This window comes from Kribbella sandramycini, from assembly GCF_013131805.1.
GTDB classification, from domain to species: Bacteria; Actinomycetota; Actinomycetes; order Propionibacteriales; family Kribbellaceae; genus Kribbella; species Kribbella sandramycini.
The window spans coordinates 649,081-673,930 of the sequence record NZ_JABJRC010000003.1; the positions used below are offsets into that span (position 1 = coordinate 649,081).

22 protein-coding genes and 1 tRNA gene are annotated in these 24,850 nt (G+C 68.8%); 13 read left to right on the forward strand and 10 right to left on the reverse strand.

All coding sequences use genetic code 11. The annotated features are described in order from the left end of the window. Positions 1 to 36: 36 nt before the first annotated feature. Genes HPO96_RS16615 through HPO96_RS16635 form a run of 5 tightly spaced genes read right to left on the reverse strand, consistent with a single transcriptional unit; the run spans position 37 to position 5,577 of the window. Positions 37 to 1,488: a penicillin-binding transpeptidase domain-containing protein gene (locus HPO96_RS16615; protein ID WP_171674344.1), complete on the reverse strand. Its 1,452-nt coding sequence runs from the start codon at positions 1,486 to 1,488 to the stop codon at positions 37 to 39. Next, positions 1,485 to 2,870 (reverse strand): FtsW/RodA/SpoVE family cell cycle protein, encoded by a 1,386-nt coding sequence (locus tag HPO96_RS16620; protein WP_171674345.1) that lies wholly within the window; start codon positions 2,868 to 2,870, stop codon positions 1,485 to 1,487. The genes HPO96_RS16615 and HPO96_RS16620 overlap by 4 nt, the downstream gene beginning before the upstream one ends. Continuing rightward, complete coding sequence (locus HPO96_RS16625) at positions 2,867 to 4,240, reverse strand: PP2C family protein-serine/threonine phosphatase (protein ID WP_171674346.1); 1,374 nt, start codon at positions 4,238 to 4,240, stop codon at positions 2,867 to 2,869. Before HPO96_RS16625 ends, HPO96_RS16620 begins: the two co-directional genes overlap by 4 nt. 10 nt (positions 4,241 to 4,250) lie before the next feature. After that, on the reverse strand, positions 4,251 to 4,733 hold the full coding sequence (locus HPO96_RS16630) for an FHA domain-containing protein FhaB/FipA (RefSeq protein ID WP_171674347.1): 483 nt from the start codon (positions 4,731 to 4,733) through the stop codon (positions 4,251 to 4,253). Positions 4,734 to 4,743: 10 nt separating this feature from the next. Further along, a complete protein-coding gene (locus HPO96_RS16635; protein ID WP_171674348.1) occupies positions 4,744 to 5,577 on the reverse strand; it encodes an FhaA domain-containing protein in 834 nt (277 codons plus the stop codon). Between the two features lie 170 nt (positions 5,578 to 5,747). Between HPO96_RS16635 and HPO96_RS16640 the strand changes: the two genes are divergently transcribed. Further along, positions 5,748 to 5,831: transfer RNA gene (locus HPO96_RS16640), tRNA-Leu, on the forward strand. Between the two features lie 56 nt (positions 5,832 to 5,887). Here the strand turns inward: HPO96_RS16640 and HPO96_RS39085 are convergent. Both HPO96_RS39085 and HPO96_RS39090 read right to left on the reverse strand, forming a co-directional pair. Next, a complete protein-coding gene (locus tag HPO96_RS39085; protein WP_171674349.1) occupies positions 5,888 to 6,718 on the reverse strand; it encodes a carbon-nitrogen hydrolase family protein in 831 nt (276 codons plus the stop codon). 101 nt (positions 6,719 to 6,819) lie between these two features. Further along, positions 6,820 to 6,948 (reverse strand): hypothetical protein, encoded by a 129-nt coding sequence (locus tag HPO96_RS39090; RefSeq protein WP_272954610.1) that lies wholly within the window; start codon positions 6,946 to 6,948, stop codon positions 6,820 to 6,822. Between the two features lie 185 nt (positions 6,949 to 7,133). Between HPO96_RS39090 and HPO96_RS16650 the strand changes: the two genes are divergently transcribed. Continuing rightward, a complete protein-coding gene (locus HPO96_RS16650) occupies positions 7,134 to 8,111 on the forward strand; it encodes a helix-turn-helix domain-containing protein (protein WP_171674350.1) in 978 nt (325 codons plus the stop codon). Between the two features lie 19 nt (positions 8,112 to 8,130). Here the strand turns inward: HPO96_RS16650 and HPO96_RS16655 are convergent, their stop codons facing one another. Beyond that, positions 8,131 to 11,739, reverse strand: a complete 3,609-nt coding sequence (locus HPO96_RS16655; RefSeq protein ID WP_238355146.1) for a S8 family serine peptidase — start codon at positions 11,737 to 11,739, stop codon at positions 8,131 to 8,133. 141 nt (positions 11,740 to 11,880) lie between these two features. Between HPO96_RS16655 and HPO96_RS16660 the strand changes: the two genes are divergently transcribed. The 4 genes from HPO96_RS16660 (at position 11,881) to HPO96_RS16675 (ending at position 15,934) form a co-directional block, all read left to right on the forward strand. After that, on the forward strand, positions 11,881 to 12,678 hold the full coding sequence (locus HPO96_RS16660) for a PrsW family intramembrane metalloprotease (protein WP_171674352.1): 798 nt from the start codon (positions 11,881 to 11,883) through the stop codon (positions 12,676 to 12,678). A 210-nt stretch (positions 12,679 to 12,888) separates the two neighbouring features. After that, positions 12,889 to 14,154, forward strand: coding sequence for an extracellular solute-binding protein (locus HPO96_RS16665; protein ID WP_171674353.1), 1,266 nt, complete (start codon positions 12,889 to 12,891; stop codon positions 14,152 to 14,154). A gap of 2 nt (positions 14,155 to 14,156) precedes the next feature. Beyond that, positions 14,157 to 15,113 (forward strand): carbohydrate ABC transporter permease, encoded by a 957-nt coding sequence (locus tag HPO96_RS16670; RefSeq protein WP_337796664.1) that lies wholly within the window; start codon positions 14,157 to 14,159, stop codon positions 15,111 to 15,113. Further along, a complete protein-coding gene (locus HPO96_RS16675; RefSeq protein WP_171674354.1) occupies positions 15,110 to 15,934 on the forward strand; it encodes an ABC transporter permease subunit in 825 nt (274 codons plus the stop codon). Before HPO96_RS16670 ends, HPO96_RS16675 begins: the two co-directional genes overlap by 4 nt. On the opposite strand, the gene HPO96_RS16680 is transcribed toward HPO96_RS16675, so the two are convergent. After that, a complete protein-coding gene (locus tag HPO96_RS16680) occupies positions 15,931 to 16,632 on the reverse strand; it encodes a GntR family transcriptional regulator (RefSeq protein WP_171674355.1) in 702 nt (233 codons plus the stop codon). The two genes, HPO96_RS16675 and HPO96_RS16680, sit on opposite strands and share 4 nt — an antisense overlap. Positions 16,633 to 16,759: 127 nt before the next feature. Between HPO96_RS16680 and HPO96_RS16685 the strand changes: the two genes are divergently transcribed. The 6 genes from HPO96_RS16685 to HPO96_RS16710 all read left to right on the forward strand — a co-directional run bounded on the left by HPO96_RS16685 (position 16,760) and on the right by HPO96_RS16710 (position 21,229). Then, complete coding sequence (locus tag HPO96_RS16685) at positions 16,760 to 17,692, forward strand: glycoside hydrolase family 16 protein (protein WP_171674356.1); 933 nt, start codon at positions 16,760 to 16,762, stop codon at positions 17,690 to 17,692. A 353-nt stretch (positions 17,693 to 18,045) separates the two neighbouring features. Continuing rightward, positions 18,046 to 18,543, forward strand: coding sequence for a SigE family RNA polymerase sigma factor (locus tag HPO96_RS16690; protein WP_171674357.1), 498 nt, complete (start codon positions 18,046 to 18,048; stop codon positions 18,541 to 18,543). Next, entirely contained in the window at positions 18,540 to 19,202 is a 663-nt protein-coding gene (locus tag HPO96_RS16695; RefSeq protein ID WP_171674358.1) for a hypothetical protein, read from the forward strand. Before HPO96_RS16690 ends, HPO96_RS16695 begins: the two co-directional genes overlap by 4 nt. 67 nt (positions 19,203 to 19,269) lie before the next feature. Further along, complete coding sequence (locus HPO96_RS16700) at positions 19,270 to 20,394, forward strand: endonuclease (protein WP_337796665.1); 1,125 nt, start codon at positions 19,270 to 19,272, stop codon at positions 20,392 to 20,394. 146 nt (positions 20,395 to 20,540) lie between these two features. Then, positions 20,541 to 20,795 carry a type II toxin-antitoxin system Phd/YefM family antitoxin gene (locus tag HPO96_RS16705; protein ID WP_171674359.1) on the forward strand — a complete coding sequence of 85 codons (255 nt, stop codon included), beginning with the start codon at positions 20,541 to 20,543 and terminating at the stop codon, positions 20,793 to 20,795. Further along, positions 20,792 to 21,229, forward strand: a complete 438-nt coding sequence (locus tag HPO96_RS16710; RefSeq protein WP_171674360.1) for a type II toxin-antitoxin system VapC family toxin — start codon at positions 20,792 to 20,794, stop codon at positions 21,227 to 21,229. The genes HPO96_RS16705 and HPO96_RS16710 overlap by 4 nt, the downstream gene beginning before the upstream one ends. On the opposite strand, the gene HPO96_RS39095 is transcribed toward HPO96_RS16710, so the two are convergent. Further along, positions 21,219 to 23,690 (reverse strand): AAA family ATPase, encoded by a 2,472-nt coding sequence (locus HPO96_RS39095; protein ID WP_171674361.1) that lies wholly within the window; start codon positions 23,688 to 23,690, stop codon positions 21,219 to 21,221. The genes HPO96_RS16710 and HPO96_RS39095 overlap by 11 nt on opposite strands. A 107-nt stretch (positions 23,691 to 23,797) precedes the next feature. Here HPO96_RS39095 and HPO96_RS16720 point away from each other — a divergent pair, with 107 nt between their 5' ends. Beyond that, the gene (locus HPO96_RS16720) at positions 23,798 to 24,847 is read left to right on the forward strand and encodes a hypothetical protein (RefSeq protein ID WP_171674362.1); all 1,050 of its coding nucleotides are present in this window, start codon (positions 23,798 to 23,800) and stop codon (positions 24,845 to 24,847) included. The last annotated feature ends 3 nt before the right edge of the window (positions 24,848 to 24,850 follow it).

Here is a 24,850-nt window from a genome sequence, read left to right on the forward strand (position 1 = left end):
AAAGACGCGCTGTGAGCGCATCATTCCGTATCGTGCTCATTGGCTGAGCACCGCCTCCATCACCGACTTGGCGATCGGCGCCGCCAACTTGCCGCCGGCGATGTCGTTCCGCTCGACATTCGCCTTCTCGATCATCACCGCGACCGCCACCTGCGGGTTGTCGGCGGGTGCGAAGGCGGTGAACCAGGCGAACGGCGGCCGCTCCGGCGACGTCTGCGCCGTACCGGTCTTCCCCGCGACCTGGACGCCGGAGATCCGGGCCGGCTTCCCGGTGCCGTCGTTCACGACGGTGACCATCATCTGCGTCAGCTGCTGCGCGACCTCGGGGGTGATCGCCTGGTGCAGCGACTCGGGTTTGGTCTCCGAGACGGTCTTGAGGTCACTGCCCTTCACGTTCTGGACCAGGTAGGGCTTCATCACCTCACCCTTGTTCGCGATCCCGGCGGCGACCATCGCCATCTGCAGCGGCGTCGCCCGGACGTCGAACTGGCCGATCGCGGACTGCGCGGTCTGCGGCTTGTTCGGGTCGCCGGGGAACTGGCTCGCCACGCCGGACAGCTCCGGCAGGTGCCGCTCGCCGAACCCGAACTTGGCGGCCTGATCGCGCAGCACGTCCGGGCCGAGATCCAGACCGATGGTGCCGAACGCGGTGTTGCACGAGTCGCGCAGCGCGACCGTCAGCGTCGCGTTGTCGCTGCCGCCGCAGTTGCGGCCGTTCTCGTTCACCAGCGGCGTCGTCGTCTCCGGCAGCGGCAGCTCGGCCGGCGAGTGCACCGGAGTCTCCGGCGTGTATTTCCCACTGGAGAGCGCGGCCGCCGACGTGACCAGCTTGAACGTCGAGCCGGGCGGGTAGGTCTCGCGGACCGCCCGGTTGGTGGCCGGCTTGTTCTCGTCCTTGTTCAGTTTGTCCCAGGCGTCGCGGACCTTGCCCAGGTCGTGCGAGGCCAGCTCGTTCGGGTCGTACGACGGGCGGGTCGCCAGCGCGAGCACCTTGCCGGTCTTCGGGTCGAGCGCGACCACCGCGCCGATCTTGCCCTTCAGGCCGTTGTACGCCGCCTGCTGGGCCTTCGGGTTCAGCGTCAGCGTGACGCTGGCGCCCTTCTGCGGCCGGTTGCTGATCACGTCGATGATCCGGCGGAAGGCGAGGGACGGGTCCGAGCCGTTCAGCTCGGAGTTCATGTTCAGCTCGATCCCGGCCCGGCCGTACACGTAGGAGTAGTACCCGGTGACGGGCGCGTAGACCGGCCCGTTGGCGTACGAGCGCTGGTACTTGAACCGGTCGTCGACCGGGTCGCTCTTCGCGATCGGGGTGTTGCCGAGCAGGATCGCGCCGCGATCGACCGAGAACTGCGAGTCCCGGACGCGGCGGTTGTCGTTGCGCCCGTTCAGCTCGTCGGAGCGAAAGGCCTGCAGATACGTCGAGTTCGCCATCAGGGCGAGCATCAGGACGATCGCGGCCACGGCCAGTCGTCGAATTGCCGAGTTCACTGCTTCTGCACCGCCATCGCGATCGTTTCGTCGGACACTGGGGCGGCTGGAGTCTGGGGGCGGCGGGCCTGGTCGCTGATCCGGAGCAGCAATCCGATGATGGCCCAGTTCGCGACCAGCGACGTACCGCCCAGCGCCATGAACGGCGTGGCCAGACCGGTCAGCGGGATCAGCCCGGTGACACCGCCGACGATCACGAACACCTGCAGGGAGAACGACATCGCCAGACCGGTGGCGATCAGCTTGCCGAAGATGTCCCGGCAGCCGAGCGCCGTCCGCAGACCGCGCTCGATGATCAGGGTGTAGACGAGCAGGATCGCGATCAGGCCGGTCAGCCCGAGCTCCTCGGCCAGCGAGGAGATGATCATGTCGCTGTTCGCGTACAGGGTGAACTCGGGCCGGCCCTGGCCGAGGCCGCGGCCGAGGACGCCGCCCCACGCCTGGCCCATCAGGCCGTTGGCGATCTGGCCGCCGTCGATCGAGAACGGGTCCAGCCAGTCGGTGATCCGGCGGTGCACGTGGCCGAAGGTCGAGTAGGCGAAGAAGGCGCCGCCGACGAACAACAGGCCGCCGATGATCAGCCAGCCGGCCCGCTCGGTGGAGACGTACAGCAGGAACAGGAACAGGCCGAAGAACAGCAGCGAGGAGCCGAGGTCGCTCTCGAAGACCAGGACGCCCAGGCTGACCAGCCAGGCGACCAGGATCGGGCCGAGGTCGCGGGCGCGCGGCAGGTCGAGACCGAGGAACCGGCGCCCGGCCAGCGTCAGCACGTCGCGCTTCAGGACCAGGTAGCCGGCGAAGAAGATGACCAGGCAGACCTTGGCGAACTCACCGGGCTGGAACGACATCCCGGCGACCCGGATCCAGATCGAGGCGCCGTTGACGTTGATACCGAGACCCGGGACCAGCGGCAGCACCAGCAGCACCAGACCGACCAGGCCGAGCGTGTAGGTGAACGCCTGCAGCCGGCGGTGGTCGCGGATCACCACGATCACCGCGAGGAACAGCACCACGCCGACCGCCGTCCAGGTGATCTGCTGCGGGGCGAACGGAACGCCCTTCTCGCGCCCGATCGCGGTCAGCCCGAGGTCGACCCGGTGGATCATCGCGACGCCGAGCCCGTTCAGCAGGACGGCACAGGGCAGGATCACCGGATCGGCGTACGGCGCGCGGAAGCGGAGCGCGAGATGCGCGATCAGCGCGAGCAGGCCGATACCGGCCGCGTACAGACCGGTGCTGGCCGGGACGCCGCCCTGGGCGGTGATGCCGATGTTGACGTAGGCCCCGACCGAGACGCCGATCGCGATCAGCAGCAGGAACAGCTCCACCCCGCGCCGGGTGCGCGGGATGATCTGGATGACGGAGGTCGACGCGATACTCATCGGACGCCGTCGCAGTCGTCGGGGTCGGTCTGACCGCCCGGCGGCGGGCTGGACGGGGGCGGCGTCTTCGAGGCCGGCGGGGTGGAGACCGGGGTCGACACCGGCGGCTTGCTCGGCGGCGGCGTCGTCTTCACCGGCGGGTTGGTCTTCTTCGCGCACTCGTCCGCGGTGCGCTGCAGCTCGCTGACGATCGCGCGGGCGCCGGCCAGGTCGTCGGCCTGAATGTTGCCCTCCACCTGCTGACGGTTGTACGCCGGCAGCTTGTCGACCTGCAGCTGCGGCTGCAGCTCGAAGACCTTGGTGAGCGTGATCCCCGGGATATCGGCATCCACGCCCTGGAAGATCGCGACGAAGTCGCCGTCGGTACCGACGTAGTACTGGTCCTGCGTCCAGCGGTAGCCGAACCAGCCGGCGCCGCCGATCAGCGCCAGGATGACGACCACGACGGCGATCCGGCGCGGCCAGAGGAACCGGCGCGGCGGCCGGGGCGCGTAGCGCAGCTCTTCGGGGTCGATGTTGGCGTGGCGGCCACCGCCGCCGTGCCCGCTGCCGCCGTGGCCCGCTGCGGAGGCGATGCCCGGGCCGGTGCTGCCCTGGGCGAGCTCGGCCGCGGCGCCGACCAGCTGCGGCGCGCTGCCGCTCGCGGGCGCGGTCTCGACCACATCGGCCACGACACAGGTCACGTTGTCGTTGGAGCCGGCCTCGAGCGCATGCGTGATCAGCTCGACGACGACGGAGTCCGGCGTACCGGCGGCCATCGACGCGGCGATCACCTCGTCGGCCACGTAGTCCGGCAGGCCGTCACTGCACAGCATCAGCCGGTCGCCGGCCTGGACGTCGAGGATCTGCAGGTCGGGATCGGAGTCGGGGCGGCCGTCCAGCACCCGGAGGATCAGGTTCCGGTGCGGGTGGGTGAAGGCCTCCTCCTGGGAGATCCGGCCTTCGTCGACCAGCGACTGCACGAAGGTGTGGTCGTGGCTGAGCTGGTAGAGCACGCCCTCACGCATCCGGTACGCGCGGGAGTCGCCCAGGTGGGCCAGGCCGAGCCGCTGCCCGTCGAACATCAGCGCGGTGACGGTCGAGCCCATCCCCTCGCGCTCCGGGTCCTCCTCGACGAGCTCGGACAGCCGCTCGTTGGCCCGGTGGACGGCGCCGGCCAGCGCCTCGATCATGTCGTCGCCGGAGATCTGGGCGGTGTCCAGCCGCCGGATCACCTGGACCGCCGCCGAGCTGGCCACCTCGCCGGCTGCCGCGCCGCCCATTCCGTCGGCGAGCAGCAGCAGGTGCGGACCGGCGTACGCCGAATCCTCGTTGTTGCGGCGCACGCGTCCGACGTCGGACAGTGCGGCGTAGTCGAGCGACAGGGTCATCGAGGCAGGCCTACTTCGCGATGTTCAGCGTCGTGCGGCCGATCCGGATCGAGCCGCCGATCTCGGCCGGGACCGGGCGGGTCACCCGTTGGCCGTCAAGGTACGTGCCGTTCGTGGAGCCGAGGTCCTCGACCCACCACTGACCCTCGGACAGGAAGAGCCGCGAGTGCCGGGTGGAGGAGTAGTCGTCGTCGAGCCGGATCTGACAGTCCGAGCCGCGGCCGATCACGATCGGCTCCTCGACCAGGGTCGCGCCGACCCCGGCCTGCGGCCCGTCGGCGATGGTCAGCGAGCCCGGCAGGCCCTTCCGTTTCTTGACCGGTTTCGGGGCCTTCGGCGTCCGGGTGGCGGCCGGCACGGCGGGGGCCGCGGCCCGGCTGTCCACCTTGGCGCCGAACAGGTCGGACCTGATCACGGACAGCACCGCGAGGACGAACATCCACAACAGGGCCAGGAACCCCAGTTTGATCAGGGTCAGGGTCAGTTCCGACATGAGGGGCCGGTCACCACCCGCTGCTCGGCGGCTGGACCATCGGCTCGTCCGCCAGCCGCAGCGTCATAGTGGTGTTGCCGATCCGCACGGTCGAGCCGTCGACCAGCTCGACCTCGGCGGCCCGGCGGCCGTTCACCAGCGTTCCGTTGGTCGACCCGAGGTCGACCAGCACGACGCGGATCCCGCCGTTGCCCTCGGGCATCAGCCGGATCTCCGCGTGCCGCCGGGAGACGCCGGGGTCGTTGATCTGGATGTCCGCGTCGGTGCCGCGGCCGAGGACGACGCCGGGCGGGTTCACCGGGCGCCGGCGTCCGTTGACCTCGAGCATCACCTGCGGGTGGCCGCGGCGCGGCTGCTGCGGTGCGGGCGGTGGGGTGACCGGGGCGCTCTGCAGCACCGTCTGGCCGTCGTTCGGCGGCACGTAGGGCTCCTGCTGGTAGGGCTGCTCGTAGGACGGAGTACGCCGTTGCGGCGTCCCGACGGTCGCACTGACCACCCGGAACTTACCGGTCGGGAGGTCGTCCTGCTGACTCAGCTCGATCTCGATCGGGCCGGAGAAGGTGTAGCGCTGGATGTCGGCGTGATCGCGCAGCTCGTTGGCCAGCTCGTGATTGAGCGTCCGCCCGTAGGCGTTCAGCCGCTCGAAATCACCCGGCCCCAGCTCGATGGTGAAGTGATTCGGCACCAGCCGGCGGTCCCTGGACAGGATCCGCGCGGTGTTGTCGATCTCACGCTTGAGCGCCGCCGCCAGCTCGATCGGCTCGACGTCGCCCTTGAACGCACGCGCGAAGACACCGCTCACGATGCCCTCCAGACGTCGCTCGAAGCGCTGCAGCGGTCGCACGCCTCCTCCTCCACGGTCGGTCCACGGTCCCTGGTCCACCGGTCGTGGCGGACACACCGGGTACGACGATCGATCGTATCGGGAGGTTCGACCGAACCCGCAATGTGAAGCACCGGACATTCCCGTGCTAATGTTCCTTCTCGTCGCCAGGACATCGTCCGAACGACAGCGCGCGGGTGGCGGAATAGGCAGACGCGCACGGTTCAGGTCCGTGTGCCCGAAAGGGCGTGGGGGTTCAACTCCCCCCTCGCGCACGCAGCAGATCCCGGTCGAAAGACCGGGATTTTTGCTTTTCCAGGGGTGTGCCCGGTCACAGTGCCGTTCGGTTGGTCGAGCGGGGGTCGGTGACGGCGTGGGCGCGGTAGAGGTCGCCTTTGGCGGCCGTGGCGCGCCAGGGGCGGGCGTGCCGGAGGGCGGTGCTGAGGGCCGGGTCCTGGCGGTCGATGGTGGCGAAGGTGAGCTCGGCGGGGCCGGCGGCCTGGGTGGTGTAGAGGCCGGCGGGGGTGATCAGGCCGGCCGGGGTGGGTTCGTCGGGGAGCGCGGGGACCGAGACGGCGACCCAGTAGCAGTTGATCGCGGCGTGCGCGGCGGCCTTGGTCTCGAAGGAGTCGTCGGCGCCGTACGTCGACAGCAGCAGGCACTCGACGCCGAGCCGTTCGTACTGCGCGAAGAGCTGCGGGAAGTTGACCTCGATACAGATCAGCGTGCCGAAGCGGTAGCCGTCGACGTCGAAGACGACGGGCTCGAAGCCGGGGCTGTAGAAGTGCGTGATCTCGGTGTGTGAGCAGTAGCGCTTGTCGTAGCGGTCGACGAGCGCGCCGGTGTCGGAGATGACGTAGAGACTGTTGTGCGGCCGGTTCGGCGGGGTGAGCGGATGCGCCGAGCCGAGCACGACCCAGACGCCGAGCTCGCCGGCCAGCGCCATGATCTCCTCGAGCTCGGCGCGGACCAGCCGCCAGTCGACGTCGGCCCAGTCGGCGATCTGGGCCTTCGCATAACCGCTCAGCATGCCCTCGGGGAACTGTACGAGCCGGGCCCGCCCGGCCGCTGCCTTACGCATCAGCGACCGGACCTTCTTGCCGTTCGCCGCCGGATCGGCGGTGATGGTCGGTCGAGCGATGGCCGTGCGGATCCCCGTCATCGCCCTACCGTCTCAGCCCTCGCCGACAGATTCGCGGACCGGCGCGGAAATGTTGTCCAGGACAACCAATTCGCAATCCTGGCTGGACCACTTGGGCCGGGTCAGGCGCGGGTTCGGCGGTGGCGGGCGGTGGGGGTGGGGCGGAGGTCCGGGGCGCCCAGGAGCATCCAGAGGGCGAGGGCGGCCGCGGTGATGAGGCCGGCGAGGCCGGCGTAGTCGGTCAGGCTCATGGTGCTTCTCTCTTCACTGGCGGGTGACTCGGCGGCGGCGAGGTCCGCGAACAACTGACGACAAGGGACGCGGGGGTGTCGGAGGTGTGATGGCAAATAGGTGCCATGTCCGATTGGTGCCAATAGGAAAACCGTCGCGCTGCTGGGGAATCGTTTGCTTAGGTGGTCTACGGAGGTGGCTGACGATGCAGGAAGGTGTGTTACTCGACGCCCGGGAGGAGCGCGCTTACCGGCTGCTGGTCGGGCTGGCGGCCGCGCGGGCGACGGACCTGGCCGAGGTGGCCGAGCTGCCGGCGCCGGAGGCCGCCGAGGTGTTGCAGCGGTTGCAGGCGAAGGGGCTGGTCGCGGTGACCGCCGCGGACGATCCGGTGTTCCGTCCGCTGCCGCCGGACGTCGCCCTTGGGACGACGCTGCTACGTCGTCAGGAGTCTCTCGAAGCGGCCCGGAAGACGGTCGCGGCGCTGAGTGAGGAGTTTCGCGCCAGTGCGAGCCGCCGGGACGCGCATCACCTGGTCGAGGTGGTCGTTGGCGCTACCGCGCTGCGGGAGCGGCTGCGGGACCTGCAGGAGTCGGCGCGGCAGGAGATCCTCTGGTTCTGCCGTGCGAACCCGCTGGCGATGCAGGGTGCGGACAACACCGAGGAGTACGGCGCACTGTCCCGCGGCGTCCGCTATCGGGCGATCTACGAACGGGCGCTGCTCGCCACTCCTGGAGAGCTGGACAGCATCGCCGAAGGAGTCAGCTGGGGCGAGGAGGCGCGCACCCTACCCACGCTGCCCGTCCGGCTCGCGATCGTGGACCGGGCGACCGCCGTCTGCCCGCTGGTCCGGGACGACGAGCTGGGGATCGGTGAGCCGACGGCTGCGGTGATCAACCGCGGTCAGCTGCTCGATGCCTTGCTGGCGCTGTTCGAGAGCCACTGGGAGCAGGCAACGCCAGTGGCACTGCAGCCGAGTGACCAGACCGACCCCGGCGCCCTGGACGAGCATGAACGCTTCCTGCTCTCGCTGCTCGTCGCAGGGGTGCCGGACAAGTCGATCGCGTCCCAGCTCGGGATCAGCCGGCGTACTGTGCAGCGCCGACTCGACCGGCTGATGACACTGGCCGGTGTCGACACCCGCACCGGTCTGGCCTACCAAGCCGCCAAACGCGACTGGCTCTGACCGGTGCGGGTTCTCTCGACTACTTCACGCCGTACGCCCGGATGACCGTCTGCGTGAACTTCGTACCGTTCGGGCCGGTGGCCTGAACCTTCAGGGACACCGTGCCGCGCGCATTGCCGACAACTGCGACGTAGTGCCCGAGCGCCCCGATCACCGGGAGCTTCTGCCAGCTGGTGCCTTCGTCGAACGACGCCCAGGCCTGCAGCGTGTGTGCTCGCGGTGCGTCGAAGCCGAGCACGTGCGTACGAGGTGCACGGCCGGTCGCGTCGGTCGGCGCCTGGTACCCGACCTGCAGCAAGGACAGCGGCGTCCCCTTGTCCTCAGCGGTCTTGGCCGAGCGGAACTCCCAGGCGGTCTGAGTGCGCGTGCCCCAGAGCCACTCGGTGTCCTCACGGGCCGTGTTGAGCTCCAGCCGGTACGCCGCGTCCGCACTGGTGGTGATGACGTCGTTCCACGCGTCAGGCAGCTCAGCGATCTGCTGTCCGTTCCGGGAGACCGTTGCGGACGACGCCGTGGTCTCACCATTCGCGGAGTGGCCGGCCGCGTCCACGAACGACGGGATGCGGAACGACAACCGGTCACCGGTCCGAGTGGAGACCGAGCCGGGGACGACGGCCGGTCGGACGACCGGACCGAACCAGGTCTCCTTCGACGTACCGCTGCGGTAGCTGCGCGGCGGCGACGTCAGACCGGAGCGGAGCGGGCCCATGATGTCCCAGGTGTAGAGGTGGTGCACGCGCTGCTGCCAGAGCGAGTCACCGGCGCTGACCCACTCCTCGCGGGTCTTCGGAGTCTCCACGAACCGCTGCTGGTCGTTCCAGGAGTACTCCTGCCACGGACGCCAGCCGAACCGCTGCTCCTTGGCCCAGTTGAAACCGCCGTTGTCGTTGTACTGCGTGCTGATCCGCGCGCTGTTCGCCGCGGTCACCTTGTGGACGATGCGGGCCGGGATCGATCCGCTCGACACCTGCTGGACGTCGTACAGGTACGGGCTGGACGTCGTCAGTGTCAGGTCGATCGTCGCATTCGCACGCCGGGCGCGATCGATCAGCTTCTGGCCGTCCTTCGCGATCGTCACCATCGCCGGGATCGGCTCGCGGTCCCCAGTGGGCCGCCAGACCGTCCAAGCGCTCCAATCCGCCGGCCGGACCAGGATGATCGCCGCTGCGCCCGCTTTCGCGGCCGCCGCGATCTGCTCCTGTTCGCTGACCGCGTCACTCGTCCGCTGGACCACCAGCGCGCCCTTGACCCGCCTGAGGTCGGATTCGGCGTACACGAGCGGGAAACGACGCTTACCGGTGTAGGACGGCGACTGGTGCAGCAGGTTGATGTCCAGCGGACCGCTCACCCCAGGCACCACGGCCTGGACCATCGGCGCGACCAGCTGCCAGCGGGACGAGAACTCGAACTTGCCGTCGGTGACCGGCTTGGTCGGGGTCACGTTGACCTGCTTGACCGTGCTGAAGTGCATGACGCCGTGGCTGATCGAGCGGCCGTTGCCGAACTCGCGGTGCGCGTAGTAGCTCAGGATCGCCTGCTGCTCCGCGGGTTTCGGCGTCTCGATCGTGATCGGAACCGCTCTCCGGGCGTCGATCACGTACTCCAGATCCTTGGTCACCGCGATACTCGGATCGGTGTAGAGGCTGGCCTGCTCGTTCTGCGGGTCGCTGTTCTCGACCAGCGAGTGCATGAAGTAGGTGCCTTCTTCGACCTCGGCCTCGATGGTGTCGCCGTCACCGATCCAGGCCAGCGTGTCCGAGCGCGGGTTCGAGCCGAACAGCGTGACCACCGGGACGCCGGTCGGCCGTCCGTCGAGTCCGATCGCTCGCAGCTTCACAGTGTGCTTCGGCCCCTGCTTGAAGGTGCCGACCGCGGTGTGGGTGACGACTCCGCTCGGACCGGTCGCCACGACCCATCCGCTGTGCAGACCGCGCTCGAGCTTGCCGTCCGTCAGTGTCAGCGGGACGTCGGTGCTTCCGTGCGCCGGAACGGTCACACTGGCCGGCAGACCGAAGGCATCCGTCTCCGGCTTGTTGGTGTCCAGGTTGGTCACGGCAACGGACAGCGCCAGTGTGACTGGGGCCGAACTGTCGTTCCGGTAGGTGATCGTCCGGCTGGCTCCGCCGCCGGTGAAGTCGGCGACACCGCTCGCAGTCACCTGCTGGGCGATCGCCCGGGTGAGGTCGACGCGGCCGGCGCCCTGTGCGTAGACGGACTGGCTCGGCTGGGTCTTCGCCGTACTGGTCAGCGCGTCCTTCAGCCGGTCGGCCTTCCAGTCCGGGTGCTGCTGGGCAAGGAGCGCTGCGGCACCGGCGACGTGCGGCGTCGCCATCGACGTACCGGAAGCGGCGGTGTAGTTGTTGTCGATCGGGCTGCCCATGGCCGTGCCGGCAGCGCGGGCAGCGACGATGTCGACGCCCGGCGCGGTGATCTCCGGCTTCAGACCGCCGTCGCCGAAGCGCGGTCCGCGGCTGGAGAAGTCGGCCAGCTTGTCGGCCCGGTCCACTGCGCCCACGGTCAGCGCCGCGGCGGCGGCGCCCGGCGTACCGACGCTCTCGTCCCGGCCTTCGTTGCCCGCGGCCACGACGAAGAGCGTCCCGGTCCGGGCGGTGAGGTCGTTGATGGCCTGGCTCATCGGGTCGGTCCCGTCGGTCGGGCCGCCGCCGAGGCTCATGTTGACCACCTTGGCGCCCTTGTCGGCGGCCCACTCCATCCCGCCGATGATCCAGGACTCGTAGCCGATGCCGTCGTCGCTGAGCACCTTGCCGATCAGCAGCTCGGCCTGCGGGGCGACGCCCTTGCGGGTGCCGCCCGCGCCCGCACCGGTGCCGGCGATGGTTGCTGCGACGTGCGTCCCGTGTCCGAAGTGGTCGGCCGGGCCGGTCGCACTCTGGGAGAAGTCCTGGCTCTCCTTGATCTTGCCGACCAGGTCCGGGTGCTGTGCGTCGACGCCGGTGTCCAGAACGGCCACCTGGACGCCGGAGCCCTGGTAGCCGGCCTTCCAGGCATCCGGCGCACCGATCTGCGGCACGCTCTTGTCCAGCACCGGACGGACCTTGCCGTCCAGCCAAACCTTGGTGACACCGCTGTTCAGCGTCCGGGCGCCAGCAGCGGGTCGCAACGACTTCCACAGCTCGGCCAGCTGATCCTTGGTCGCCGACACCGCTGCGGCGTCGATCGACGGCAGTTGGCGAGTGGTCGTCGTACCGGCGAGTGTGCCGGCGCTGCGCGCGCCTTCGGCGTACTTCACGATCAGCGGCAACTGCTGGACGGCGGAGTCGCCGTAGCCGTCGGCAATCAATTCGTCGACGTCGAACAGGTCGGCGTCGATCACGCCGGAGGCGATGTACTGGACGGCGTCACTCGGCAGGACGCGCAGCCCGCCGTCCGCCTCCACGGTGTGGAACGTGATGCGCTCGCGACCGGGTGCGGGCTGGACGCTGGCGGCCTTCCGGCCGTTACCGGCGTCGCTGATCGAAACGACGTCACCGGTGATGAGGGTGACGGAGGTGGTGCTGGGGGTGACTGTTGGGCGTGGCGGCGGTGCGGCGGCTGCGGGGGTCGCCGTCAGCGCGCCCAGCGTCAGAACCGCCGCGAGGGTGGCGGCAGTGGTCCGGGTGGAAGGCATGGACAGGTCTCCTCTTCCAGAGGCAGGGGGCATGCACCTCTTCCGACCGAGTTTGCAATCTCGTCACGGACCTCCGCCCTGTCCATCACTGCCGTCCCTGCGACATGGCGCAAGCGCGCCACGACCCGTCACCATCAGCTCATGAGTGCACAACAGGTGGTCCGTAGGTGGGCGTGGGTCGCGACGCTGCTGGTCGGCGGAGCGTTGTACCTCGCCGTCCTCGCGGTGCTCACCGACACGAACAACCCCAATCTCTTCCCGACGATGATCCTGCTTGGAGCGCTCGTCGTACCCCTCACTTTCGTCACATTCGCGGCCGGCCGCTCCGGCCGCTGGCTGATCGACGGTCCGACGCTGGGCGGCTGCCTGCTGTTCGGCGGGGTCGTGGGCGTCGTGGTGGCCGGGCTGCTCGAGTACGACGCCATGCGGCGGCTGGGCACGCTGCCGATGCTCGGCGTCGGGCTGATCGAGGAGGCAGCCAAGCTGGTCGTCCCGGCGATTCTGGTCGTCTTCTTCGGCCGCCGGTACCGGACGTCGGTCGGTCGCGGCATCGTCATCGGCGTCGCGGTCGGGACCGGCTTCGCCGTCCTCGAAACGATGGGCTACGCCTTCGTCGCGCTCCTCCAGTCCGGCGGCAACGTCGGCGCCGCCGAGCAGACGCTGTTCATCCGCGGCCTGCTCTCCCCGGCCGGCCACGCCGCCTGGACCGGCCTGACCTGCTGGGGCCTGTGGCGGTTCGTCAGCGCACCGAACGGCAAACACCTGGCCGGCTTCGCCGGTATGTACGCACTCGCCGTCGCCCTGCACACCGCCTGGGACGGCATCGGCGGCAAGGTCACGTACGCCGTCGTCGGCGCGATCTCGATCGGCCTCCTGCTCGTCGGCCTGAAGCAGGCCGCGCGCCTGGATGCGGGTCCGCAGGAGCAACTGGTTCGTTAATTGGTGTTATCAGGTGCGGAAGTGGTGCGGTTGCGCCATGTGCAACCGTGGCTGCACAGATTGACCGGTTTAGTCACTGGACAGCGATGAATCCCGCGTGAAGACGCTCTCACAGAATAATAACGGACACTTCTGAACTATTGACCGGTCAGTCATGCCTGGGGAATTCTCGGGGCCTCTGCAGGAACAGGTTCATACCAGGGGTGATCCATGAAGTTCCGTTCGCTTGCCACGGCCGCGGTCGCGGCGCTGTCCCTCACCACCCTCGCGGCGTGCGGCGGCTCCGGTGGCCAGGACGACGCGAGTTCCGGGCCGAAGACGATCGACGTGTGGCTGATGAAGGGGAGCGTCTCGGACGACTTCCTCAAGCGGTTCACCGACGACTTCGCCGCCAAGCACACCGACGTCAAACTCAACGTCCAGATCCAGGAGTGGAACGGGATCGGCGCCAAGATCATCGGCGCGCTGGCCAGCAAGGACGCGCCCGACGTGATCGAGGTCGGCAACACGCAGGTCGCGCAGTACTCGGCGTCCGGCGGCGTCCGCGACCTGTCGGACAAGAAGGCCGACCTGCAGGGTGACGACTGGATCGAGGGGCTGGCCGGCCCGGGGAACTTCGAGGGCAAGCAGTACGGCATCCCGTACTACGCGGCGAACCGGGTCGTGGTCTACCGCAAGGACCTGTTCGCGGCGGCCGGGATCACCACCCCGCCGAAGACGCGCGAGGAGTGGCTGGCCGCCACCGCGAAGGTGAACACCGGCGGCAACCAGGGCATCTACCTGCCCGGCCAGAACTTCTACGTGCTCTCCGGGTTCATCTGGGACGAGGGCGGCGACCTGGCGGTCCAGGAGGGCGACAAGTGGAAGGGCGCGCTGGGCACTCCTGAGGCGCTCAAGGGGATGGAGTTCTACAAGCAGATCCAGGCGCTCGGCAAGGGCCCGAAGGACTCCGACGAGGCGAAGCCGACCCAGACCGACGTGTTCGCGCAGGGCAAGGTCGCGCAGATGATCGCCGTCCCGGGCGCCGCCGAGCTGATCGTCCAGGCGAACCCCGCGCTCAAGGACAAGCTGGGCTTCTTCCCGATCCCGGGTAAGACGGCCGACAAGCCGGGCGCGGTCTTCACCGGCGGCTCGGACCTGATCGTCCCGGAGGCCTCGGACGCCCCGGATGCGGCGTACACCTTCATCAAGGAGCTGGCCGGCGAGAAGTGGCAGGTCGACCTGGCCAAGTCGATGAAGTACGTGCCGAACCGCAAGGCGCTGGCCGCGCAGGTGACCGGCGACGAGGGCACCACCGCGATGGCGGCCGGCGCCGCCAACGGCAAGGCGACGCCGAACTCGCCGAACTGGGCCGCGGTCGAGGCGAAGAACCCGATCAAGGAGTTCCAGACCAAGGTGCTCACCGGCGGTGACCCGGCCGCGGCGGCCGCGGCGGCCGACGCGATCATCACCGAGGCCCTGAACAGCGGTAAGTAGCCGTGGCTGTCGCTCAACTCGAGCGGACCGCCCCCGCCCCCGAGCCGGAACCCCCGGCTCGGGCCCGGCGGGGGCGCCCGCGTTTGCTGCCCTATCTGCTGATCGCGCCGACCGTCCTCGGGATGGCGTACCTGCTGATCTACCCGCTGATCCGGAACCTGGTCATCTCGTTCCAGAAGTTCGGGATCGCACAACTGATCCGCGGCGGCGCCGACTTCGTCGGGATCGACAACTACCGGGCGATCTTCACCGACGACAAGTTCTGGTCGGTGGTCGGCCGGACGTTCGCGTTCACCGCGATCAACGTCGTCCTGATCATGGTGCTGTCCACGCTGGTCGCGCTGTTGATCGATGCCCTCGGCAAGTGGATGCGGCTGACCCTGATGGGCGGCCTGGTGCTGGCCTGGGCGATCCCGGTGCTGGCCGCGACCACGGTCTTCCAGTGGTTGTTCCAGTCCCAGCTCGGAGTCGTGAACTGGGTGCTCGTCGCACTCGGGTTCGAACAGTACGACGGGTACGCCTGGTTCGCCGACGGGACGTCGACGTTCGCGATCATCGTGATCATGATCGTTTGGCAGTCGGTGCCGTTCGCGGCGCTCACGCTGTACGCCGCGATCACCACGGTGCCGAAGGAGATCTACGAGTCGGCGGCGATCGACGGCGCCGGGCCGGTCCGGATGTTCGGGTTGATCACGTTCCCGATCCTGCGGCCGATGTTCGGCCTGATCCTCTGCCTGGAGGTGATCTGGGTCTTCAAGAGTTTCGTGCAGATCTGGGTGATCAGCCAGGGCGGTCCGGGCGACGCGACGCTGACGCTGCCGGTCTACGCCTACCAGATCGCGCAGTCGCTGAACCGCTACGACCTCGGCGCCGCGATCTCGATGGTCACGGTGCTGCTGCTGACCGTCGTCCTGCTCGCCTACTTCCGGCAGCTGTTCAAGGAGGAGGGGGAGCTGTGAAGCCGAAGCGGATAGTCCTGAACGTGATCGCCCTGGGCGTCTTCGCGTTCGCGGTCTTCCCGGTCTACTGGATGGTGCTGACGGCCTTCAAGCCGACCAAGGAGATCCAGGCCGAGACGCCGTCCTTCCTCCCGACGCACATCACGTTCACCCACTTCAGCACGGCGGTGAACGCGGACGGGTTCTGGTCGTTCTGGCGGAACTCGGCACTGGTCGCGATCTCCGGCGTCCTGCTCGCCCTGATCGTCGCGTGCCTGGCGGCGTACTCGGTCGCGCGGCTGAAGTGGAAGGGCCGGCAGGGGTTCATCGTGATGGTGTTCGTCGCGCAGATGACGCCGTGGGAGGCGTTGCTGATCCCGATGTACGTGATCGCGCGCGACACCGACATGCTCGACAAGCTGCCGATGCTGACGCTGATCTACTTCATGATGACGCTGCCGTTCACGATCGTGACGCTGCGCGGGTTCCTGAACGCGATCCCGCCCGATCTCGAGGAGGCCGCGCAGGTCGACGGGTGCAACCAGTTCCAGGCGTTCCGGCGGATCGTCTTCCCGCTGCTCGCGCCGGGGCTGCTGTCGACGTCGCTGTTCGGCTTCATCACCGCGTGGAACGAGTTCGCGTTCGCGAACCTGCTGATCATCAAGGAGCAGGACCAGCGCACGCTGCCGGTCTGGCTCTCGTCGTTCAGCAACACCTTCGGCACCGACTGGGGCGCGACGATGGCTGCGGCCACGCTGTTCATGCTCCCGGTTCTGCTGATCTTCCTGGTCCTCCAGGGCCGTGTCACCTCCGGCGTCGCCGCGGGCGCGGTGAAGGGCTAGTCGAACGTCAGCCGCGTCGTGATCCGGTACCGGTCTCCGCGATAGATGGAGCGGGTGTACTCGATCACGGCGCGGTCCGCGTTCCGCGTCGTCCGCTCGAAGAGCAGGGCGGGTGAGTGCAGCGGGACGCCGAGCAGCTCGGCCTCCTGCGCGTCGGTGACCGTCGGCTCGGCCGTCTGGACGGCGTCCTTCGGGGCGACCTGGTAGCGGCTGCGGAGCAGGCCGTAGAGCGAGCCGAGCTCGAAATCGCGGCCGGTGATCCCGGGGACGAACGCCGCGGGGATCCGGATGTGCTCCAGACACATCGGCGCGCCGTCGACGAGCCGCAGCCGCAGCGCGGTGACCAGGTCGTCGACCGGGGACATCTCCAGTTTGTGCCCGAGCCGCGCGCCGGCCGGGCCGATGTCGAAGCTGAGCAGCCGGCTGGGCCACGGCGACCCCTCGGCCAGCGGCGCCTGGTAGTCGCCGGACGCCGTCGGCTCCAGCTCCTGCTGGATCTTGCGGGCGCTGGTGAACGTGCCGCGGCCGTGCTCGCGGACGACGAGGCCGTCGCGGGCCAGGTCGTCGAGCGCGGCGCGCAGGGTCGGGCGGGAGACGCCGAGCTCCTCGCTCAGCGAGCGCTCCGACGGCAGCGGCTCGCCGGGGTTGCGCTCCTCGATCAGCCGCAGCAGCTGATCGCGCGCCTCAGTCCTTCGCATCGGAAGATCTTACCAGTGGTAAACCTTTCCCCGCATTTCTGAACCTGTATTACGCATTGACTTTACCAATTGGATAGACCACTCTACGAGGAGATTGCCCGCCCCGAGATAAAAGGTGTGAACCTCGATGACTCGATCGCGCACGATCCGCTTCACCGCCGCTGCCGTCGTCCTGGCCGCGCTCGCCGCTGGTACGGCGACCACCGCGAACGCCCGGGAGGACGCCGTCCGAGGGCCCGCGGCCTGCGGCGCCTTCTTCGACGACTTCAACTACAGCTCGCGCACCGACCCGAACTTCACCGGTCACGACTGGAGTGTCCGGACCGGCGCCGGCGGCCCTGGCATCCCGAACACCTGGAGTGCTGCGAACGTCAGCTTCCCGACTGTCGACGGGCAGAAGTCGCTGCAGTTGCGGGCGACGACCAACGGCACCGCGGCCGGTACTACGCAGGCGCAGGTGCAGCAGAACCGGCTGCGGTTCTTCGAGGGCACCTATGCGACGCGGTTCAAGTTCAGCGACACCCCGGTCAGTGGGAACGACGGCGACCACGTCAACCAGACCTTCTACACGATCTCGCCGCTGGACTACGACTGGGAGCCGACGTACTCCGAGCTGGACATCTCCGAGTACCTGCCGAACGGCGGCTGGGGTGAGACCGGGCCGGTCAACTTCATCACCAGCTGGAACACCTACCAGGTGAACCCGTTCGACGGCTGGCGTAAGACGACCGTGCGCCCGTACAGCCACGCCGGCTGGCACACGCTGGTCGCCGTCGTGGCCGGTGGGCACGTCCGGTACTACATTGACGGCGCGCTGGCCGCCGACCACACCACGGACGACGCCGGCCGCAACGTCTACCCGCGGCGTCCGATGACGCTCAACTACAACCAGTGGTTCATCGACCTGGACGGCCACACCGGCGGCGCCAGCTCCTATGTCCAGTCGGCCGACTGGGTCTACTACGCCAAGAACGAGACCCTCACCCCCGCCCAGATCGCCACTCGCGTCAACAACTTCCGCTCCGGCGGCACCACCCACCAGGACACCATCAGCTGCTGAGTCAGCTATCGGGTCGAACTGTGAGATGACCCCCTGGCCCATGGACAACCCGTGCCGTTCTGAGTACGGTCCGTAAACGGCGTCCGCACCACGCCACACGCACGGAGGACGCCTCCGTACTCAGAAACGGTGAGGTACCGCCCGCCAGTGGCACCTCACTGGTGGTTGGGCAAGCAGCCCGCGGCGCAGGCCGCGGCCTGATGGGGGCCCACCCACCTAGGTGGGGCGGCGAACGACACTCACTCGTTCCCCGCCCCACCGACTCAATCTCCTCCTGCCCTTCTCGGCCCTCAACGGTTCAACCTGCTGCGTCGTCTGTAGGGGTGACAGGTGAACCGGGAGAACGGGTGCGGATGGCTGAGTGGGAGCGGGCCTTCGAGGAGTTGCTGGCGGGGCGAGGTGGGGCGCTGCGGTCGTACGGGTTGTTGTTGACGGGGGAATCGGCCGCAGCGGCGGACCTGGTGCAGGAGGCGTTGCTGCGGGTGTTCAGCCGGCTGCGGGTCGGTGGGGATGTCGCCCAGCTCGAGGGCTACGTACGACGCGCCATGCTGAACCAGTTCGTCGACGGACGCCGACGCGCGGGGCTGTGGCGCGCCAAGCGGCACCTGCTGGTCCAGCCGGTCGAACACCACGACAACGACCATCTGCTCGCGGACGACGTCCGCCGGGCGCTCGGCACCCTCTCGCCCAAGCAGCGCGCGTGTGTGGTCCTCCGCTACTACGAGGACCTCACCGTCCCCGAGATCGCGGATCAGCTGGGCTGCGCGCAGGGCACGGTCAAACGCCACCTGTCCGATGCCCGCGTGAAGCTCGCCACCCAGCTCGCCGTACCCGAGGAGACGATGACATGACCGACCTGAAGAACCTGCTCCAGGCAGTCGCCGACCAGGGCGACAGCGTGAAGGTCGACCAGACCGCACTGGTCCCCCGCATCCGCAGACGACGCCGCGTGCGCGCAGCGGCCGTCGGGCTCGGCAGCGTCGGCGCTGCGAGTGCGATAGCGATCGGTGCGTACGCCGTACTCCCCGGAGCGCCCGCAGTCGTCGAGACGCCGCCGGTCAGCAGCAAGCCGGCCGCCAAACCGACAGCAACGGCCAACGGGCTCACCTGCGGCAGCACCGTCCCCGCAACCGTCCACACCGGCTCGAAGGAGCTGCTCATCAGCCAGAGCATGGTCGAGCTGGGCATGCGCCGCGACGGCGACGGCTTCACCGGTACGTTCGCCGCCCGCGTCACCAACCGATCAAAGGTGAAGCAGTACGGCGCCAACCCGCCCACCGACTACCTGGTCGTTCACGAGACCGGCACGCGCAACACCGTGATCGGCCGTGGCAAGGCGACGCCGGCCACCACCCACGTCGTCCTGGAGCCAGGTAAGTCGAAGTGGCTGGACGACGTGCCGTTCGCCGTCACCAGCTGCGACGGACAGCGGATGCCGGCTGGCTGGTACCAGCTTTACCTGCCCGGCAAGAACCAGAAACTCGCCGTTGGCCGCCTGTATCTGGAGTGAGGGTTTCGGTGCACCGAACGGGTGGGCAGACTGACAGCGACCGATCCCAACCGCCCTGGGAGTCGCTGTGGCCCGCCCGTACCGCCCAGCCCTGATCGTCACCGCAGTCCTCGCGCTGCTCGGCTTCGGCGTCACGCCGTCGACCGCGGCGACGCCGATCAACGTCAGTACGGCGATCGGCCGGCAGGACAACTCCACCGCGTCCGTCACCGGGTACGTCGTCGGTCAGCCGACCGCGACGAACACCGTCGTCCGCAGCAACTTCCCCGACGACTACGCGCTCGCACTGGCGGATTCGGCGAGTCAGACGAGCACCTCGGCCATGCTGTACGTGCAGATCCCGGCCGCGTTCCGGGCGTCGTACGGGCTGAAGAGCAACCCGAGCCTGCTCGGGAAGCAGATCACCGTCACCGGCACGCTGGCGGCGTACTTCTCCCACCCGGGCCTGAAGAACGCGACTGCCTTCACCGGTGGCGGCGGATCGGACCCGGGCGACCCGGGCGATCCCGGCGACTACTACGCGGCGGCCGCCGGTAAGACCGGCCCGGCGCTGAAGGCGGCGCTGCACACGATCATCAGCAACCAGACCAAGCTCAGCTACGACCAGGTCTGGAATGCGCTCAAGGACACCGACCAGGACCCGGCGAACGCGAACAACGTCATCCTGCTCTACTCCGGCCGCTCCCAGAGCAAGACCACCAACGGCGGCGGCGTCAACGACTGGAACCGCGAGCACGTCTGGGCCAAGTCCCACGGCGACTTCGGTACGGCGACCGGCCCGGGTACCGACATCCACCACCTCCGCCCCGAGGACGTATCGGTCAACTCGGCCCGCGGCAACCTCGACTTCGACAACGGCGGCGCCGCCGTCGCCGAGTGCTCCGGCTGCACCGCCGACGCCGACTCCTTCGCCCCCCGCGCCGCCGTCCGCGGCGACGTCGCCCGGATGATCCTCTACATGGCCGTCCGCTACGACGGCGGCGACGGCTTCGCCGACCTCGAGCCCAACAACTCCGTCAACAACGGCAGCGCCCCCGCCATCGGCAAACTCTCCGTCCTCAAGGCCTGGGCCGCCGCCGACCCGCCCGACACCTTCGAAAAACGCCGCAACGACCGCATCTACACCACCTACCAACACAACCGAAACCCTTTCATCGACCACCCCGAATGGATCCAATCCATCTGGCCCTGACCAGCTGCCCCGATCTGCCCCAGGTTGCCTCGCCATCTGGCCTTCCCAGCCGCCGAAACCTGCCTTCACAGTGGGTGAAGACACAAATTGTGGCTAATATCGAAGGAGGAAATGTGGCCACCGCAGGACTGGTTGAAGGAGATCTGATGGATATCGGCATTCGGGAGCTCCGCGACGGTCTCAGCCGCCACCTCGCGTACGTCCGCGAGGGGCACACGATCACCGTCACCGACCACGGCAAGCCGATCGCAAAGATCGTCCCGGTCGAGGGACAGACGAATCTGCAGAAGCTGATCGCCGAGGGAGTGGTTCGTCCACCGCTCCGGCCGAAGCGTCCGGCGCGGATCCCGAGCAAAGCCGACGGCATCGTCAGCGATCTGATTCCGGAGCAGCGCCGATGATCTGCTACTTCGACACCTCGGCGTTCGTCCCGTTGTTGATTCCCGAGCCCAGTTCGCCCGTCTGCCGGCAACTGTGGGATGACGCCGACGATGTGCTGACTACGCAGTTGACGTTCATCGAGACGGCCGGGGCGCTGGCACAGGCCGCGCGCCGTGGGCGGATCAGCAAGGCCCGAGAGACCGAGGCGCTCGAGGAGCTCGATGCCTACTGGCGCGAGCTCAACACCATCGACATCACCAACGCGCTGGTACGCAGAGCAGCGGGGCTGACCTCGTTGGAGGTGTTGCGTGGGTACGACGCGGTGCACTGCGCGTCGGCCGAGAGCGTCCGGGAGCGGGATCTCATCTTCGCTTCAGGAGACAAACAGTTGTTGAAGGCCAGCGCCAACATCGGTCTGCACGTTGCTGACGTGAACGAGCCAGTTAGCGATTGAGGTCCAGTGGGCGGCCGCTGCGCTCCAGTTTTCTGGGGGTGTGGCGGTCGTTTGCGGTGGGGGTGGGTTGGGGTGGGGTCAGGCCGGTTTGGCGGAGGCGGGATTGGAGGTAGGTGGCGAAGGCGGGGTCGGGGAGGGTGAGGTGGGTGGGGGTTTGGCGGAGGAGGCCTTGGGTTAGGGGGCGGGAGGCGGTGGATTCGAGGGTCCAGCGGGCTTGGGTGGCTGGGGGGAGGGGGATGCCGGTGGGGTGGAGGTGGGCGGCTTTGGTGAGGAGGGACTTTTCGGCGGGGGTGCAGTTGTGCCAGGCGGCTTCGTAGTGGGGGCGGGAGATGGCTGCGTGGTGGGCGGTGGCGGCTTTGGCGGTGGTGAGGGTGAGGGGGACGTCGGCGGTGGCGGCCAGGGCGCGGAGGCGGGCTGGGTTGCCGTTGGCCGCGGTGAGGAGGTGGTCGACGGCCTCGGGGGTGTGGGGGATGCCGGCCTGGCGGAGGGGTTCGGTGAGGGTGGGGCGTAGTTCGGCGTCGGTGAAGGGGGCGAGGGTGCGGATGTCGAAGCGGGTGACGACATCCGACTCGACGCCGGAGCGGCCGCCGGAGGCAGCCAGTAGCCGACTGGTCAGCTGCTCCCCGCCGGCGCCGACCAGGAAGACCGGCTGCCGGTTCTGTTCGAGGCGAGCGGCCAGCTCGGTGAAATCGATCAGGTCGCGTTCGGACGCCGCATCGAGGTTGTCGATCATCAGCACGATCGGTTCGCCCTTGGCCTTGGCCAGAGCGCCGAGGCGGTCGGCCAGATCGTTCAGCGAGCCGCCGACCGGGTCCGGACGTTCGCTGTCGTGCTGCTCCTTGGCAACGAACTGAAAGGCACCCGGTACGCCGATGCGGACCTCGTTACCCGACTGCGGGTTCCGGCTCCGCGAGGCCAGCTTGTCGAGGTCCTTCTTCAACCCGCGGGCCGCGACGAACCCGTAGTGGTCCCGAAAGCTGTCCAGGTCCTGACTGATCGCGCGCACCAGCCGGTTCTCCAGCGGCTCCCGAGGTGAGGCGTCGACCCGGAGCGACTTCCACCCCTGGCGCGCGGCCAGCTCGGCAGTGCGGTCCAGCTCATGGCTCTTCCCCATCCCCGGCGCACCGGTGAACAGCACGGTCGTCGACGTCGGCGTCCGCTGGTGGAGCGAGATGGGCCGCCCCTCCCCGTCCCGCCGGTCAACCCGGTACGCCGGCTCCCGCGTCGCCCCGAATACGCCAACCGCGCGTCTGGCCACCGGTACGGCGACCTGCTGCCGCGCAGCCGCAGCAACCAGAGCAGGCGCGGCTGGAGTCTGGTCCAGCTGACCGTTGACCCAGTCGCGCATACCGCCTTCGGCGAAGTCGACGTACTCGCCCCGCTCCCGCAGCAGCCCGCGTGCGACCAGCTCCTGCCGGGCCTGGTCGATCGGCTGCCAGTTGGCCGTCGCCTCGGTCTCCGCCGGCATCGACAGCCCATTGACACCCTGAGCCGCTACGCGAGCCAGCAGCTCCTTCTGCCCATCAGTGCACTTCTGCCACCGCCCCTGATACAGCACCGCAGACCGTGCCTCGACCCGCGCAGCGGCCGCAGCAGCCACCGCGCCGGTCAAACCGGTCCGCGGATCAGTCAGCTCAAGCGCAGTGTCCGCAAGCGTGCGCAGCCGACTCGGATCGCCGTTCGCCGCCCGCAGCAGCCCCTCAACCCCCGCACGCTCGTACGGCACCCCAGCCCGTTCCAGAGGCACAGTCAGCGCGGGCCGCAGTTCGTCGGCCGACATGATCCCCAGCTCGCGGATGTCGAAGCCCACCCGCCCGGACACGGCCTGAATCCGACTCGCCGTCAGAGCCCCACCCGCCGCGACCAGCCAGACCGGCTGGCCACGCTGCTGCAGATGTCCCGCCAACTCGTTCAGCCCAGCCAGATCGGACGCCGATGCCGCGTCGACGTTGTCGACCAACAGCAGCACCGGCTTGTCGGCGAGCTCCCCCAGCTGATCAGCGACGTCGGTCAGCGTCGTACCGGGCGGTGCGGACGGCGTAGCGTCCCACTGGCGCTTGGTGACGAACTGGACCGGCCCGCCGCCGATCCGCACCTCAGCGCCGTGCTGAACCTTCCGATGCCGCTGTGTCAGCTCCCGGACCGCTCGCTTCAGCTTCCGGACCTGAAACCGGCCGAACTGCTTCCGCAGCGTGCCCATGTCATCCGTGATCGCCCGCGTCAGCCGATGCTCCAGCGGCTCCCGCGCCGACGCCTCGACCCGGATCGCCGTCCAGCCGCGCTGCGCGGCCAACTGCTGCGCCCGGTCCAGCTCCAGCGTCTTCCCCAAGCCGGGCGCTCCGGTGAACAGAACCGCCCGCTGCGCAGGTAGCGCTGCCGACAACGACACAGGTCGCCCTAGCCGGTCGGTCCGACTCGCTGCGTACGCCGGGCGTCGCGGCGTCCCGAACACCTGGCTCATGCGGCCAAGCCTGCGCACCTCAGCTGAACGCCGCCCCTCCAGCACCTGAACGGCAAGGGCGTTCATTCTGGTCTAGTCGTCATCGCGAAGTCTGACAGCCTGTCACCATGAAGACTCGAATCCTCGCGGCGCTCTGCGCCGTTCCGCTGGCGGCCGGCGTCCTCGGCGCGGCCCCGGCCTACGCCGAACCCGATCCCCTCCTCTCGGTCACCAGCGTCCAGCTGAGCAAGACGTCGGTGACCGTGACCGGGCTGCAGACCGAGAAGATCGACGTCACGGTCAAGGGCGGCTACGACTCGGACAACCCCGGTGACGAGAACACCACGCTGAACGTCTACCTGAAGCGGACCAGCGGCTCCGGCGACCTGACCCGGGTCGTCTCCACCGACCTGAAGCGGACCGCCGGCACCGTGCAGAACGGCACCTGGACCGGCCCGCTGAACGTGCCCTCGACCGCGGACGGCACCTTCACCGTGTTCGGCGTCGGCACCGGCCCGTACGGCTCGCCCGGTAGCGGTATGCCGTACGACATCACGCCGTACGCCGGTCAGAACGTGCTCGTCAAGGGCAGCCACCAGCCGAAGATCACCTGGACGGTCTCGCCCGCGGTGGTCCCGGTCGGCAAGCCGTACAAGATCACCTGGAAGGTCACCGACTCGGCGACCGGCAAGCCGTTCGGCGGCAAGGTGCGCGTCGGGGCGGGCGTCGACAACGTCTGCGCCGAGGGCGGCCCGGCCCAGACCTTCACCGACGCCAACGGCGTCCTGACCAAGTCGTACGCCGCCTCCGACGCGGCGTTCCTGCACTGCTTCGAGGTGCCGACCGAGCCGTACGCGATCGTCTCCGAGAGCTTCTTCGTCAAGCGCCAGGCGGGCGTCTCCGCGACCCCGGCCAAGACCAGCGCCAAGGTCGGGACTGTTGTCCCGGTCAACGGCTCGGTCTCGGGCGCGCCGTACAAATGCGCGGTGCACTTCCAGCGGCTGCAGGGCGCGAGCCAGTGGCGTACGGTCAGCTCCTCGACCGTCCGCTCCAGCGGCCGGTTCACCGTCGACGGCAAGGCTGTTGCCAAGGGCAAGCTCTCGTACCGGGTGCTGCTGTCCGCCTGTGACAACTTCGCCGCCGCCTCCAGCAAGTCGTTCGCGATCACCGGAGTCTGACCG

Excerpts from the sequence above, each read along its gene's own strand:
- HPO96_RS16625 (WP_171674346.1), bottom strand. The coding sequence starts at position 4,240 with ATGACCCTGTCGCTCGACTACGCCGCACTGTCCGACGTCGGACGCGTG.
- HPO96_RS16620 (WP_171674345.1), bottom strand. The coding sequence starts at position 2,870 with ATGAGTATCGCGTCGACCTCCGTCATCCAGATCATCCCGCGCACCCGG.
- HPO96_RS39095 (WP_171674361.1), bottom strand. The coding sequence starts at position 23,690 with ATGAGCCAGGTGTTCGGGACGCCGCGACGCCCGGCGTACGCAGCGAGT.
- HPO96_RS16705 (WP_171674359.1), top strand. The coding sequence starts at position 20,541 with ATGGATATCGGCATTCGGGAGCTCCGCGACGGTCTCAGCCGCCACCTC.
- HPO96_RS39085 (WP_171674349.1), bottom strand. The coding sequence starts at position 6,718 with ATGACGGGGATCCGCACGGCCATCGCTCGACCGACCATCACCGCCGAT.
- HPO96_RS16630 (WP_171674347.1), bottom strand. The coding sequence starts at position 4,733 with ATGTCGGAACTGACCCTGACCCTGATCAAACTGGGGTTCCTGGCCCTG.
- HPO96_RS16710 (WP_171674360.1), top strand. The coding sequence starts at position 20,792 with ATGATCTGCTACTTCGACACCTCGGCGTTCGTCCCGTTGTTGATTCCC.
- HPO96_RS16655 (WP_238355146.1), bottom strand. The coding sequence starts at position 11,739 with ATGCCTTCCACCCGGACCACTGCCGCCACCCTCGCGGCGGTTCTGACG.
- HPO96_RS16720 (WP_171674362.1), top strand. The coding sequence starts at position 23,798 with ATGAAGACTCGAATCCTCGCGGCGCTCTGCGCCGTTCCGCTGGCGGCC.
- HPO96_RS16660 (WP_171674352.1), top strand. The coding sequence starts at position 11,881 with ATGAGTGCACAACAGGTGGTCCGTAGGTGGGCGTGGGTCGCGACGCTG.
- HPO96_RS16650 (WP_171674350.1), top strand. The coding sequence starts at position 7,134 with ATGCAGGAAGGTGTGTTACTCGACGCCCGGGAGGAGCGCGCTTACCGG.
- HPO96_RS16665 (WP_171674353.1), top strand. The coding sequence starts at position 12,889 with ATGAAGTTCCGTTCGCTTGCCACGGCCGCGGTCGCGGCGCTGTCCCTC.
- HPO96_RS16685 (WP_171674356.1), top strand. The coding sequence starts at position 16,760 with ATGACTCGATCGCGCACGATCCGCTTCACCGCCGCTGCCGTCGTCCTG.
- HPO96_RS16680 (WP_171674355.1), bottom strand. The coding sequence starts at position 16,632 with ATGCGAAGGACTGAGGCGCGCGATCAGCTGCTGCGGCTGATCGAGGAG.
- HPO96_RS16695 (WP_171674358.1), top strand. The coding sequence starts at position 18,540 with ATGACCGACCTGAAGAACCTGCTCCAGGCAGTCGCCGACCAGGGCGAC.
- HPO96_RS16690 (WP_171674357.1), top strand. The coding sequence starts at position 18,046 with ATGGCTGAGTGGGAGCGGGCCTTCGAGGAGTTGCTGGCGGGGCGAGGT.
- HPO96_RS39090 (WP_272954610.1), bottom strand. The coding sequence starts at position 6,948 with ATGAGCCTGACCGACTACGCCGGCCTCGCCGGCCTCATCACCGCGGCC.